Raw genomic sequence first — 12,501 nt, 5'->3', positions numbered from 1 at the left:
CCACCCTTGCGGTGGGCTTTTTGTTGCGCAGTCACATTGCGTTCGATAACCGCCCCGTTCCGCTTGCAACGAATTGCCTAGCCCCCACCCTCCCCCGCACCATCGCCCCCGCAACGTTGCACAAGTTCTCTCTAAAGATGCCCATCCCTGCGGCCGCACCCGCAGCGACCCGGCTCGCCCAATAAAAACAAGAGATCCACGACAGATGAGCACTTTGCAACCCGCACGCCAGCTGCTGCCCGGCCTGTTGGCCCTGTCCTGCGCCCTGCCCGGCGTGGCCGCCGAAGGTGGCTTCCTGGAAGACGCCAAGGCCAGCCTCAACCTGCGCAACTTCTACATCAACCGCAACTTCGTCGACCCGGCCAACCCCCAGGGCAAGGCCGAGGAATGGACCCAGAGCTTCATTCTCGATGCCCGCTCCGGCTTCACCCAGGGCACCGTCGGTTTCGGCATCGATGTGCTGGGGCTGTACTCGGTCAAGCTCGATGGAGGCAAGGGCACAGCCGGCACCCACCTGCTGCCGGTACATGACGACGGCCGCCCGGCGGACGATTTCGGCCGACTGGGGGTAGCGTTCAAGACGCGCCTGTCGCAGACCGAACTCAAAGTCGGCGAATGGATGCCGGTGCTGCCGATCCTGCGTTCGGACGATGGCCGCTCGCTGCCGCAGACGTTCCGCGGCGGCCAGCTCACCTCGAAGGAGATCGACGGCCTGACCCTGTACGCCGGCCAGTTCCGCGGCAACAGCCCGCGCAACGATGCGAGCATGGAAGACATGTTCATGCAGGGGCGCACCGGTATCACCTCCGACCGCTTCAACTTCGCCGGCGGCGAATACAGCTTCAACGACAAACGCACGATGCTCGGCCTGTGGGATGCCCGACTAAAAGACATCTATCGCCAGCAGTATCTGAACCTGGTGCACAGCCAGCCGTTGGGCGACTGGACCTTGGGCGCCAACCTGGGCTACTTCCTCGGCAAGGAGGATGGCAGCGCCCGCGCCGGCGACCTGGACAACCGCACCGCCTCGGCCATGCTCTCGGCGCGCTACCAGGGCCACACCTTCTATATCGGCCTGCAGAAGGTCAGTGGCGACGACGCCTGGATGCGGGTCAACGGCACCAGTGGCGGCACGCTGGCCAACGACAGTTACAACGCCAGCTTCGACAACGCCAAGGAGCGCTCCTGGCAACTGCGTCACGACTTCAATTTCGTCACCGTCGGCATCCCCGGCCTGACCTTGATGAACCGCTACATCAAAGGCGACAACGTGCATGCCGGAGGGGTGGACGATGGCAAGGAATGGGCCCGGGAGACCGAGTTGGCCTATGTGGTGCAAGCCGGGACATTCAAGGACCTGTCGGTGAAGTGGCGTAATTCGACCATGCGCAGGGATTTCAGCAGCAACGCGTTCGATGAGAACCGCTTGATTGTCAGCTACCCGTTCAATCTCCTTTGAGGCCATCGCGGGGCAAGCCCACTCCCAAGCCGTCCGCACAATGCAGGAGCGGCGAGTGAGTGGGTTGCCCGCAATTGGACATGTCGCAAGGTAAATAACTAAAAAACATATTCAAATCAAATAACATTCTTTGACGTTATATGTAACAAGCCGCTAAAACCAAGCTCCGATCCCCGCACCAGAGCCCGAGCATGGACCTCCGCCAACTGCGCTATTTCATCGCCCTCACCGAATACCGCAGTTTCGTCCGCGCCGCCGACGCCATGGGCATCACCCAACCCGCCTTCAGCCGCGCAATCCAGAACCTCGAACATACCTTTGGCTGCTCCCTGGTCGATCGCGCCAGCAAGGCATTGCCCCCCACCCCCGAGGGCCAAGTGGTGTTGCAACATGCCCGTCGCCTGGTCCAGGGCGCCGCGCAACTGAACAACGACGTCCTGCAGATGACCAAGCTCGATGCCGGAGAGCTGCACTTCGGCAGCGGCCCGGCCCTGGCCGTGCGCCTGGTGCCCCAGGCCCTGCAACATTTCATCAGCACTCATCCCGGTATCCGCACCGACCTGCTGGTGGACAATGCCGAGCGCCTGGGCCAGGCCCTGCGTCGCGAGCAGATCGAGTTTTTCGTCGATGACGTGCGGCCCTTCGAGGCCGATCCCAACTTCCATACCGAGGCACTGTCCCCACGCCCAGGCCTGTTCTTCTGCCGCCCCGGGCACCCATTGCTGGCCAAGGACAGCCTGTCGACCAACGACCTGTTCGCCTACCCGCTGGCCAGCGCCCTGCTGGCCCCCGGCGTGCGCAAACGCCTGGCCAATCTCAGCGGACGCACCGACTTCACCCCGCACCTGCAGACCGAGCACCTGGCGGTGCTGCGCAGCGTGGTGCTGGCCAGCGACGCCATCGGCACGGCCAGCGAAGAAGCGGTGGCCGAGGACCTGGCCGCCGGCCATCTGGTGCGTCTGCACTGGCGCAACCTGCCGCCAGGTCTGGAAGTACTCAGCGTGCGCTGTGGAGTGATCAGTCGCAGCGGCCAGCGCCTGTCACCGGCGGCGCGGGCAATGATCGACACCCTGGTCAGCCTGGATGCTGCCCCATCGCCCGCAGACGTGGCGCATCGACAATCTCCACCTCGCCATAGCCCAGGCGCACCACGCCGGCCTGTTCGAGGCTCCTGAGGATCTGGTTGATGGTCTGGCGCGACAGCGACAGCATCAAGGCCAGCTGTTCCTGGGACACCTGCAACCGCCATTGGGCTATATCGCGCTCACCGTAGCCCTCGGCCATCTGCACCAACCGTTGTGCCACCCGCGGCGCGGCGGCCAGCAGGCTCTGCTGCTCGAGGGCGACGAACACCCAGCGCAACTTGTGGCTCATCAGCAGGGCCAGGTCGCGCCAGTGCTCTGGCTGGCAGGCCAACCACTCCAGCAACGGCGCCTGGGGAATCCACAGTAGGCGTGTCGGCCCCTCGGCATAGGCGTCATGGGTGCGCGGCTGGCCATCGAACAGGCTGATCTCGCCGAACCAGTGGGGTGACTCGACCAGCGTCAGCAACGCCTCCTTGCCTGCGCTGCTGACCGCCCCGACCCGCATCGCCCCTTCGAGTACCGCATACAGGCCACACGGCGCATCGCCGCGCTGGAACAGACGCTGCCCTGCTGCCAGCTCACGCGGACGGCCCAGGGCCAGCAGACTATCCTGAACGGTAACGGGCAACTGCCGGAACCATTGGCCATGCAGCAGTTGAGTACGCGGATCGTGCATGGCACCTCGCAAAGCGAACTCTGTCGGCCAGGCGACAGACGACAATGAATGAACAGGGGCAAGCTGTGCTCACCCCTGATGGAGGAACAACAATGAAAAAACTCATCGAGCACCTGAGTCAATACGCGGCCTACCACCGCGACCCACGCAACATCGCCACCCACTTCATCGGCATTCCGCTGATCGTGCTGGCCGTGGCCGTGCTGCTGTCACGCCCGGGCTGGGACGTGGCGGGCCTCTGGCTGTCGCCGGCACTGCTGCTGGCGATCTGGTCGGTGTGGTTCTACCTGCGCCTGGACCTGCGTTTCGGCCTGGTGATGGGCCTGCTGCTGGGCTTGTGCCTGTGGGCCGGCCAGGCGCTGGCCGTGCAGAGTACCGGGCTGTGGTTGAGTGCCGGGCTGGGTGCGTTCGTGGTGGGCTGGATCATCCAGTTCGTCGGACATGCCTACGAAGGGCGCAAGCCGGCATTCGTCGATGACCTCAGCGGGCTGATCGTCGGGCCGCTGTTCGTGGTGGCGGAGCTGGCGTTCATGGCTGGGCTGTGCGGCGAGCTGAAAAAGGCCGTGGAGGCCAATGCCGGGCCTGTCGCCGTTCGCCAGAAGAAAGCAGTCATCTGAAGTAGTCGCGGGGCAAGTCGCATCGGCGGTGCGCCTATGCGACTTGCCCCCGATGCGTTACTGCCTGGACTCCACCCCAAGTTCATCCCACACCGACTCGGCCAGGTGGAACGTGGCATTGGCCGCCGGGATCCCGCAGTAGATCGCGCTCTGCATGATCACTTCCTTGATTTCCTCCCGCGTCACACCATTGTTGGCGGCCGCGCGCAGGTGCAGCTTGAGTTCGTCGTTGCGGTTCATGCCGATCAGCATGGCGATGGTGATCAGGCTGCGGGTGTGCCGGGGCAGGCCGGGGCGGGTCCAGATATCGCCCCAGGCGTGCCGGGTGATCATCTCCTGGAACTCGCCGTTGAAATCATTGAGCTTTTCCAGGCTGCGGTCCACGTGGGCATCGCCGAGCACCGCGCGACGCACCTGCATGCCGGCTTCGTAACGTTGTTTCTCATCCATGGCAGGTTCCTCAGCGGGCCAGCAGGAAATCGAGCACACGGGCGGTGAAGGCCGCGCCGATCTCGACGTTGGACAGGTGCGCCGCCGGGAACTCGGCATAGGTCGCGTTGACGATGCGGCTGTGCATGAAGCGGCCATGCTCAGGCGTGGTGACCACGTCCGCTGTGCCCGCCACCACCAGCGTCGGCACCTGGATGCGCCCCAGCTGTTCACGGTAATCGGCATCACGTACCGCCGCGCAGTTGGCCGCATAGCCTTCTGGGCTGGTGTGCGCGAGCATCTGGCAGATGCGCTGGGCCTCGGCCGGCTGCGCCTGGGCGAAGGCCGGGGTGAACCAACGGGCGATGGAGCCGTCGCGCAGGTCCGCCATGGCTTGCTGCCCCCCCTTGAGCACCGTGTCGATGCGAGAGTTCCAGACCTCGTCGTTGGCGATCTTTGCCGCGGTGTTGCACAGGGTCAGGCTGTGCAGGCGGTGGCCGGCGTTGATGCCCAGCCACTGGCCGATCAGACCGCCCATGGACAGGCCGACGAAGTGCGCATGCTCGATGTCCAGCGCATCGAGCAGGGCCAGCACGTCGCCCCCCAGCTGTTCGATGCTGTAGGGGCCTTGAGTGACCAGCGAGCCGCCATGGCCACGGGTGTCGTAGCGCAGCACGCGAAAGTGTTCGCTCCAGGCGGGAATCTGCTCATCCCACATGCCCAGGTCGGTGCCCAGGGAGTTGGACAGCACCAGCACCTGCGCATCGGCCGGACCATCGAGTTGGTAGTTCAGTACGCCATCGGCCAGTTGCAAATGCGCCACAGCGGTCTCCTATCAGGCAGTGAAACGTTGATGTTCGGCCACGGCGCGCGCCACCCAGACGCGGGCCTGGCCCAGGTAATGGGTGGGGTCGAGCAGGCGGTCGAGCTCTTCGCCGGACAACTCGGCGTTGACCTGCGGCTCATCACCGAGCACTGCACGCAGATGGCGCCCTTCGGCCACGGCGCGCTGGCAGCACTGCTCCAGCAGGTGATGGGCACGGTCGCGGCCCAGGCGTTGGGCGAGGACGATACTGACCGCCTCGGCCAGCACCAGGCCCTGGGTGAGGTCGAGGTTGCGGCGCATGCGTTCGGCGTCCACCTCCATGCCTTCGGCGATTAGCTGGGCCTGGCGCAAGGCACCGGAGACCAGGCAGCAGATCTCCGGCAGGGTTTCCCACTCGGCATGCCACAGACCGAGGCTGCGTTCGTGCTCCTGGGGCATCGCGCTGAACAAGGTCGAGAGCAGCCCGGGCACACGGGTAGCGGCGCCGATCAGCACCGCCGCCCCGACCGGATTGCGCTTGTGCGGCATTGTCGAGGAACCGCCCTTGCCCGGTGCGGCGGGTTCGAACAGCTCACCCGCCTCGGTCTGCATCAGCAGGCTGACGTCACGACCGAACTTGCCCAGGCTACCAGCGACCAGGCCCAGCACCGAAGCGAACTCCACCAGGCGGTCACGCTGGGTGTGCCATGGCTGTTCAGGCAAGGCCAGCTTCAGTTGCGCGGCCAGGGCCTCGGCCACCGGCAGCGCTTTGCTGCCCAGCGCCGCCAGGCTGCCGGAAGCGCCACCGAACTGCAGCACCAGCAGGCGCGGGCGCAGTTCCTTGAGGCGTTGCCGATGGCGAGTCAGGGCGCCAAGCACACCGGCCAGCTTCATGCCCAGCGTCACCGGCGTGGCATGCTGCAGCCAGGTCCGCCCCACCAGCGGCGTGTCGGCATGCTGCAATGCCTGATGCGCCAGAGTATCGGCCAGCTTGCCGAGATCGTTTTCGAGCAATCCCAGGGCCTCGCGCAGTTGCAGCACCAGGCCGCTGTCCATCGCATCCTGGCTGGTGGCGCCCAGGTGCACGTAGCGCTCGGCCTCGGGTACGCCACTGGCAACCACCTTGCCCAGGGCCTTGACCAGCGGGATCGCCGAATTGCCGGCCACCGCGATGGCGTCGGCCAGCGCCCGGGCATCGTAGCGCTCGGCCTTGCAGGCCGCCTCGATGGCAGTCACCGCCGTGTGCGGCACCAGCCCGGCGGCCGCTTCGGCGCGGGCCAGGGCCGCCTCGAAGTCGAGCATGCCCTGCAGCCGGCCCCGGTCGGAGAAAACCTCGCGCATGGCCGGGGCGGTGAAGTAGGCGTCGAACAGTTGGTTGCTCATGCAACGTCCTTAGTGATCGTGGTGCAGGTACGCCGCCTGCTTCGGCAGGCGCAGGCTGAACAGGAAAGCCACCGCCATCATGGCGGTCACGTACCAGTAGAAGGTGTTCTCCATCCCCAAGGTTTTCAAGCCCAGTGCCACGTATTCGGCCGAGCCGCCGAACACCGCGTTGGCCACGGCGTAGGCCAGCCCCACGCCCAATGCGCGAACCTGTGGCGGGAACATCTCGGCCTTCACCAGACCGCTGATGGAGGTGTAGAAGCTGACGATGCACAAGGCCAGGGTCACCAGCACGAAGGCCATGAACGGGCTGGTCACGGTCTTCAGCGCCATCAGCAAGGGGACGGTGAAGAGCGTCCCCAGGGCGCCGAACAGCAGCATCGAATTACGCCGACCGATGCGGTCGGAGAGCATGCCGAACAGCGGCTGCAGGATCATGAACAGGAACAGCGCGCCGGTCATGACGAAACTGGCGCTCTTGGCGTTCATGCCGGCGGTGTTGACCAGGTACTTCTGCATGTAGGTGGTGAAGGTATAGAAGATCAGCGAACCACCGGCGGTATAGCCCAGCACGGTGATGAATGCGGCGGCGTGGTTGCGGAACAGCCCGCTGATACTGCCGGCATCCTTGTCCTGGCGGGTCTCGGCGCTGCTGGTCTCCTTCAGCGAACGGCGCAGCATCAGCGAGATCAACGCGGCAATGGCACCGACCACGAACGGGATGCGCCAGCCATAGGCGCGCAGTTCGTCCTCGGTGAGCAGTTGCTGCAGGATCACCACCACCAGCACCGCCAGCAACTGGCCGCCGATCAGGGTGACGTACTGGAACGAGGCAAAGAAACCGCGTTGGCCACGCAGCGCCACTTCGCTCATGTAGGTGGCGGTGGTGCCGTACTCACCACCCACCGACAGCCCCTGGATCAACCGCGCCAGCAACAGCAGCGCCGGCGCCCAGGTGCCGATGCTGGCGTAGGTGGGCAGGCAGGCGATGATCAGCGAGCCGCCACACATCATCAGCACCGAGATCATCAGCGAGTTCTTGCGCCCGTGACGGTCGGCCAGGCGGCCGAAGATCCAGCCGCCGATAGGGCGCATCAGGAAGCCCGCGGCGAACACGCCGGCGGTGTTGAGCAACTGCACCGTGGGGTCGTCGGAGGGGAAGAAGGCCGGGGCAAAGTAGATGGCGCAGAAGGCGTAGACATAAAAGTCGAACCATTCCACCAGGTTGCCCGACGAGGCGCCGACGATGGCGAAGATGCGTTTACTGCGCTCTTCGCCGGTGTAATAGGTTGAGGTCATGGTGCGTTTGCTCCTGGAGGGTCACAGGTAATTCTAGACATACCTGGTTACACACTCGTTCCGCCTTGCCCGTGTGTCATGGCTACCGGCCTCATCGCGGGAGCGATGGGTTCCAAAGGATCAGATCCTTTCAATAGCCAACGCCAAGCCCTGCCCAACGCCCACACACATGGTCGCCAACCCCTTGCGCCCGCCGCTCTTCTCCAGCTGATGCAACGCCGTCAGCACCAGACGTGCCCCGCTCATGCCCAGCGGATGCCCCAGGGCGATGGCGCCACCGTTGGGGTTCACCTGCGGTGCGTCGTCTGCCACACCCAGCTCGCGCAACACCGCCAGGCCCTGGCTGGCAAAGGCTTCATTGAGTTCGATGACATCGAAGTCGGCCACGGCAATGCCAAGGCGCTCGGTCAGCTTGCGCACCGCGGGTACCGGGCCGATGCCCATCACCCGTGGCGCCACACCGGCGCTGGCCATGCCCAGTACCCGGGCACGTGGGGTCAGACCGTGCGTTTTCACCGCCTCGGCCGACGCCAGAATCAGCGCGGCGGCACCGTCGTTGACACCCGAGGCGTTGCCAGCGGTAACGGTCTTCGCCGGGCCGTTGACCGGCTTGAGCTTGGCCAGCGCCTCCAGCGTGGTCTGCGGGCGCAGATGTTCGTCGTGCTCGACCACCGTCTCACCCTTGCGGTGCTGGATACACACCGGCACGATTTCCTCGGCGAAAAAGCCGGCGGCCTGCGCGGCGGCAGCCTTCTGCTGGCTGCGCAGGGCGAAGGCATCCTGGTCGGCACGCGATACCTGATAATCATCGGCGACGTTGTCGGCGGTCTCGGGCATCGAGTCCACACCGAACTGGGCATTCATCAACGGATTGACGAAACGCCAGCCGATGGTGGTGTCCTCGAGCTTCATGTTGCGCGAGTAGCCGCTCTCGGCCTTGCCCATCACGAACGGTGCGCGGGACATCGACTCGACGCCACCGGCAATCGCCAGCTCCATCTCGCCGCTGGCGATGGCCCGGAAGGCGCTGCCGACGGCATCCATGCCCGAGGCGCACAGGCGGTTGAGGGTCACGCCTGGGATGCTGTGTGGCAAGCCGGCCAGCAACAGCGCCATGCGCGCCACGTTACGGTTGTCCTCGCCAGCCTGGTTGGCGCAGCCGAAGAACACTTCGTCGAGCCGGTCCCATTGCACACCCGGGTTACGCTCGATCAATGCCTTGAGCGGCACTGCCGCCAGGTCATCGGCGCGCACGCCGGCCAGGGCCCCGCCGAAACGGCCAATAGGGGTACGAACAGCGTCGCAGATGAAGACGTCACGCATCAGGCTTCTCCTGCCGTCTGGCCATGGGCGGCGGCGGTACGCGCCTCGAGGTCGCGCAAAGCGGACAGCTCTACCTCGCTTGGTGCCGCGGTTTGCTGTACGTTCTCGGCAAAGCGGATCGCCCAGCCAGTGGCTTTGATGATCTGCTCACGGGTCACGCCTGGGTGGATCGAGGTGACCACGAACTCGTGGGTACCTGCCTCCGGCTCCATGATGCACAGGTCGGTAATGATGCCGACCGGCCCCTCACCCGGCAGGCCCAGGCGCTGGCGCGAATCGCCGCCTTCGCCATGGCCGACCGAGGTGATGAAGTCGAGCTTGTCGACGAAGGCACGCGGCGACTGCTTGAGGATGATCAGCACCTGCTTGGCGGAGCCGGCGATCTCCGGCGCGCCGCCTGCCCCCGGCAGACGGGTCTTCGGTGCGTGGTAGTCACCGACCACGGTGGTGTTGATGTTGCCGAAGCGGTCAACCTGGGCGGCGCCGAGAAAGCCGACGTCGATGCGCCCGCCTTGCAGCCAGTAGCGGAAGATCTCGCCGGTCGGCACCACGGTGTCGGCGGTCTCGGCCAGCTCGCCGTCCCCGATGGACAGCGGCAGCACGCTGGGTTTGGCACCGATCGGGCCGGACTCGTAGATCAGCACCACGTCAGGCGACGAGGTCAGGCGCGCCAGGTTGGCGGCCTTGGACGGCAGGCCGATACCAACGAAGCAGACAGCGCCGTTGCGCAGGCGACGGGCGGCGGCGACGGTCATCATTTCGGAAGTGGAGTAGCTCATTGCGCGGCCTCCGCGGTGCTGGCCAGCCTGGCCTGGAATTCGGTGAAGTCATCGGTGCCACGGATATAGGTGTCGATCCAGGCAGTGAACGACTCACGGTTGCGGGCAATCGGGTCCCAGGCCTGGTAGAAACGGTTGTCGCGCTCGTAGTAGCCATGGGCGTAGGACGGGTGGGCGCCGCCGGGCACCAGGCACACCGCGCTGAGGGCCCAGGTCGGCAGCACACAGGCATTCATCGGTGCCTGCAGGTCATCGACGATCTCCTCGACGGTAACAATGCAGCGCTTGGCTGCCAGCGCCGCTTCCTTCTGCACGCCGAGGATGCCCCACAGCAGCACGTTGCCCTTGCGGTCGGCCTTCTGCGCATGGATCACGGTGACGTCCGGGCGCACCGACGGCACGGCGGCGAGCACTTCGCCGGTGAACGGGCAAGTGACGGACTTGATCAGCGGGTTGACCTTCGGCAGGTCGGAGCCGGCGTAGGCGCGCAGCACCGCGAACGGCAGGCCGGAGGCGCCGGCGACATAGGCGTTGGCCAGGTCGGCGTGGCTGTGCTCCTCGATCTCGATGGCGTGGGGCCACTGTTTCTCCACCGCGTCGCGCAGGCGGTGCAGCGAACCGACACCGGGGTTGCCACCCCAGGAGAAGATCAATTTGCGCGCGCAGCCGGCGCCAATCAGTTGGTCGTAGATCAGGTCCGGGGTCATGCGCACCAGGGTCAGGTCGCGCTTGCCCTGGCGGATGATCTCGTGGCCGGCGGCGGTCGGGATCAGGTGGGTGAAACCTTCGAGGGCGACACTGTCGCCATCCTGGATGAACTGCTTCACGGCCTCGTGAAGCGAGAGGGTTGCTGCCATTGGAGACTCCTGGTCAGGTCGAGTCGGGTCAGTGAGCAGCGGACCGATGCATCGCTGCGATGGGCCCAGATTAAGGAGACTGAGGGGGTTATCTCAATCCGATAATCGCACTTTTGTGCGATTATCGAACCATTTGTTACCCTGCTAAATATACGCTCCTGCAGGAGCGAGCCACCCAGACCTCAGGTCGCATCCGCGTGGCTGACCAACCCTTTCACCACTACAGCCACCGCGGCCAATGCCGCTGGCACCAGCAGTGCCGTCAGCACCTGCTCGAAATTCCACCCCAACCCCAGCAGCGTAGCCCCGCTCCAGGCGCCGAGAATCGCGCCGAAGCGACCGATCCCGAGCATCCAGGAAACGCCTGTGGCACGGCCTTGGGTCGGATAGAAGCGCGCCGCCAGCGAGGGCATGGCCGATTGCGCGCCGTTCACGCACATGCCGGCAACCAGCACCAGGGTCGCCAGCAAGGTGATGTTGCCCAGGCTCTGTCCAACGGCGTAGGCGAACACACCTGCCAGCAAGTAGAAGATGCCAATCACCTTGTGCGGGTTGAAGCGGTCCATTGCCCAACCCACTGCCACCGCGCTCAGCACTCCGCCAAACTGGAACAATGCGCCGATGAAGGCGGCCTGCTCCATGCTTGCGCCGCTGTCGCGCATCAGTGTCGGCAGCCAGCTGGTCAGCAGGTAGACGATCACCAGGCCCATGAAATAGGTCAGCCACAACAATACGGTGCCCAGGCCATAGGTACCCGAGAAGATCACCGCAAACACGTTGCGCGCCGCCACCGCCTTCTGTTCCGGCACGCTGAAGCTCGATGCCTGGGCCACCTGTTCAGGATTGATCGGCGCCAGGGTCTTGCGCACCTTGTCGGCGCCGCGATTGCGCACCACCAGAAAGCGCGCCGACTCCGGCAACCAGGCCAACAGCACCACTGCCAGCAGCAGCGGCAGCACGCCACCGATCACCAGCAGGCTGTGCCAGCCGTAGGCCGGAATCAGCTTGGCCGAGATGAAGCCACCGCCGGCCATGCCCAGGTTGAAACCACAGAACATGCTGGTCACCAGCAACGACTTGAGGCGCTCCGGGGTGTATTCCGACAACAAGGTGGTGGCGTTGGGCATGCCAGCCCCCAGGCCCAGGCCGGTCAGAAAGCGCAACACCAGCAATTGGTCGACATTGCTCGCGTAGGCCGAGGCCAGGCTGAAGCCACCGAACACCAGTACCGCGCCCACCAGCACGCCCTTGCGTCCGAAGCGGTCAGCCAGCGGGCCGGAGCCGAGGGCGCCGAACACCATGCCGATCAGCGCGGCGCTCATCACCGGGCCGAGACTGGCCCGGTCGATGCCCCACTCCTGGGACAGCGCCGGGGCGATGAAGCCCATGGCGGCGGTGTCCAGGCCATCGAGAAAGACGATCAGGAAGCACAGGATCACCACCCGCCACTGATAACGGGACAGCGGCTGGGCGTTGATGAAGGACTGGACGTCGAGGCAGTTGCCGACAGCGGATTGCGGTTTGTTCATTATTGTTATCCGGGAGTTGGGCGCAGGCAGGCTACCGCGCAGGGCGGATGCACTGGAACAGGAAACAGCGGATATGACGGCCGAGGCTCAGCCGGAGTGCAGTAGCACCGTGCGCGGGCGTAGCCGCGACAGCGAAGGGACAGTGGTCATGGGGATGCCCTCGGGCCTGTTGTTATTATCCGGTCGGCGCAGCCGACACGTGCGACAGACATTAATCAGCGGGCGTGGGCGGCGCAATTCGTCGAGAGCGACACTGTGCG

The 12,501-nt window shown here is 65.2% G+C and carries 12 protein-coding genes; 3 read left to right on the top strand and 9 right to left on the bottom strand.

The window, feature by feature from the left end:
- Positions 1-205: 205 nt before the first annotated feature.
- Together ACODS9_RS07130 and ACODS9_RS07125 are read left to right on the top strand one after the other, a co-directional pair.
- Positions 206-1,459: an OprD family porin gene (locus ACODS9_RS07130; RefSeq protein WP_401104575.1), complete on the top strand. Its 1,254-nt coding sequence runs from the start codon at positions 206-208 to the stop codon at positions 1,457-1,459.
- A gap of 191 nt (positions 1,460-1,650) precedes the next feature.
- Positions 1,651-2,634 carry a LysR family transcriptional regulator gene (locus ACODS9_RS07125; RefSeq protein ID WP_489093585.1) on the top strand — a complete coding sequence of 328 codons (984 nt, stop codon included), beginning with the start codon at positions 1,651-1,653 and terminating at the stop codon, positions 2,632-2,634.
- Here ACODS9_RS07125 and ACODS9_RS07120 read toward each other — a convergent pair.
- Positions 2,534-3,220: a Crp/Fnr family transcriptional regulator gene (locus ACODS9_RS07120; RefSeq protein ID WP_489093584.1), complete on the bottom strand. Its 687-nt coding sequence runs from the start codon at positions 3,218-3,220 to the stop codon at positions 2,534-2,536. The genes ACODS9_RS07125 and ACODS9_RS07120 overlap by 101 nt on opposite strands.
- A gap of 92 nt (positions 3,221-3,312) precedes the next feature.
- Here ACODS9_RS07120 and ACODS9_RS07115 point away from each other — a divergent pair, with 92 nt between their 5' ends.
- The gene (locus ACODS9_RS07115) at positions 3,313-3,837 is read left to right on the top strand and encodes an Mpo1 family 2-hydroxy fatty acid dioxygenase (RefSeq protein WP_489093583.1); all 525 of its coding nucleotides are present in this window, start codon (positions 3,313-3,315) and stop codon (positions 3,835-3,837) included.
- A gap of 57 nt (positions 3,838-3,894) precedes the next feature.
- On the opposite strand, the gene pcaC is transcribed toward ACODS9_RS07115, so the two are convergent.
- The 8 genes from pcaC to pcaK all read right to left on the bottom strand — a co-directional run bounded on the left by pcaC (position 3,895) and on the right by pcaK (position 12,241).
- Complete coding sequence (gene pcaC, locus ACODS9_RS07110) at positions 3,895-4,287, bottom strand: 4-carboxymuconolactone decarboxylase (RefSeq protein WP_046856920.1); 393 nt, start codon at positions 4,285-4,287, stop codon at positions 3,895-3,897.
- A gap of 10 nt (positions 4,288-4,297) precedes the next feature.
- Positions 4,298-5,089, bottom strand: coding sequence for a 3-oxoadipate enol-lactonase (gene pcaD / locus ACODS9_RS07105; protein WP_313047651.1), 792 nt, complete (start codon positions 5,087-5,089; stop codon positions 4,298-4,300).
- 12 nt (positions 5,090-5,101) lie between these two features.
- Positions 5,102-6,454 carry a 3-carboxy-cis,cis-muconate cycloisomerase gene (locus ACODS9_RS07100; protein ID WP_401104583.1) on the bottom strand — a complete coding sequence of 451 codons (1,353 nt, stop codon included), beginning with the start codon at positions 6,452-6,454 and terminating at the stop codon, positions 5,102-5,104.
- A gap of 9 nt (positions 6,455-6,463) precedes the next feature.
- Positions 6,464-7,753: an MFS family transporter gene (locus ACODS9_RS07095; protein ID WP_023632037.1), complete on the bottom strand. Its 1,290-nt coding sequence runs from the start codon at positions 7,751-7,753 to the stop codon at positions 6,464-6,466.
- A gap of 120 nt (positions 7,754-7,873) precedes the next feature.
- Complete coding sequence (gene pcaF / locus ACODS9_RS07090) at positions 7,874-9,079, bottom strand: 3-oxoadipyl-CoA thiolase (RefSeq protein ID WP_401105008.1); 1,206 nt, start codon at positions 9,077-9,079, stop codon at positions 7,874-7,876.
- Positions 9,076-9,855: a CoA-transferase subunit beta gene (locus tag ACODS9_RS07085; protein WP_489093582.1), complete on the bottom strand. Its 780-nt coding sequence runs from the start codon at positions 9,853-9,855 to the stop codon at positions 9,076-9,078. Before ACODS9_RS07085 ends, pcaF begins: the two co-directional genes overlap by 4 nt.
- Positions 9,852-10,712: a CoA transferase subunit A gene (locus ACODS9_RS07080; RefSeq protein ID WP_489093581.1), complete on the bottom strand. Its 861-nt coding sequence runs from the start codon at positions 10,710-10,712 to the stop codon at positions 9,852-9,854. Before ACODS9_RS07080 ends, ACODS9_RS07085 begins: the two co-directional genes overlap by 4 nt.
- A gap of 182 nt (positions 10,713-10,894) precedes the next feature.
- Positions 10,895-12,241: a 4-hydroxybenzoate transporter PcaK gene (gene pcaK, locus ACODS9_RS07075; RefSeq protein ID WP_046856926.1), complete on the bottom strand. Its 1,347-nt coding sequence runs from the start codon at positions 12,239-12,241 to the stop codon at positions 10,895-10,897.
- Positions 12,242-12,501: the final 260 nt, after the last annotated feature.

The organism is Pseudomonas sp. FG36 (assembly GCF_057809275.1).
The sequence above is the reverse complement of the archived record's forward strand: the minus strand, read 5'-3'. Positions and strand labels throughout refer to the sequence as shown.

What these genes read in the sequence shown, in the direction of transcription:
- ACODS9_RS07130 (WP_401104575.1), top strand. Translation starts at nt 206, where the DNA reads ATGAGCACTTTGCAACCCGCACGCCAGCTGCTGCCCGGCCTGTTGGCC.
- ACODS9_RS07125 (WP_489093585.1), top strand. Translation starts at nt 1,651, where the DNA reads ATGGACCTCCGCCAACTGCGCTATTTCATCGCCCTCACCGAATACCGC.
- ACODS9_RS07120 (WP_489093584.1), bottom strand. Translation starts at nt 3,220, where the DNA reads ATGCACGATCCGCGTACTCAACTGCTGCATGGCCAATGGTTCCGGCAG.
- ACODS9_RS07115 (WP_489093583.1), top strand. Translation starts at nt 3,313, where the DNA reads ATGAAAAAACTCATCGAGCACCTGAGTCAATACGCGGCCTACCACCGC.
- pcaC (WP_046856920.1), bottom strand. Translation starts at nt 4,287, where the DNA reads ATGGATGAGAAACAACGTTACGAAGCCGGCATGCAGGTGCGTCGCGCG.
- ACODS9_RS07100 (WP_401104583.1), bottom strand. Translation starts at nt 6,454, where the DNA reads ATGAGCAACCAACTGTTCGACGCCTACTTCACCGCCCCGGCCATGCGC.
- ACODS9_RS07095 (WP_023632037.1), bottom strand. Translation starts at nt 7,753, where the DNA reads ATGACCTCAACCTATTACACCGGCGAAGAGCGCAGTAAACGCATCTTC.
- ACODS9_RS07085 (WP_489093582.1), bottom strand. Translation starts at nt 9,855, where the DNA reads ATGAGCTACTCCACTTCCGAAATGATGACCGTCGCCGCCGCCCGTCGC.
- ACODS9_RS07080 (WP_489093581.1), bottom strand. Translation starts at nt 10,712, where the DNA reads ATGGCAGCAACCCTCTCGCTTCACGAGGCCGTGAAGCAGTTCATCCAG.
- pcaK (WP_046856926.1), bottom strand. Translation starts at nt 12,241, where the DNA reads ATGAACAAACCGCAATCCGCTGTCGGCAACTGCCTCGACGTCCAGTCC.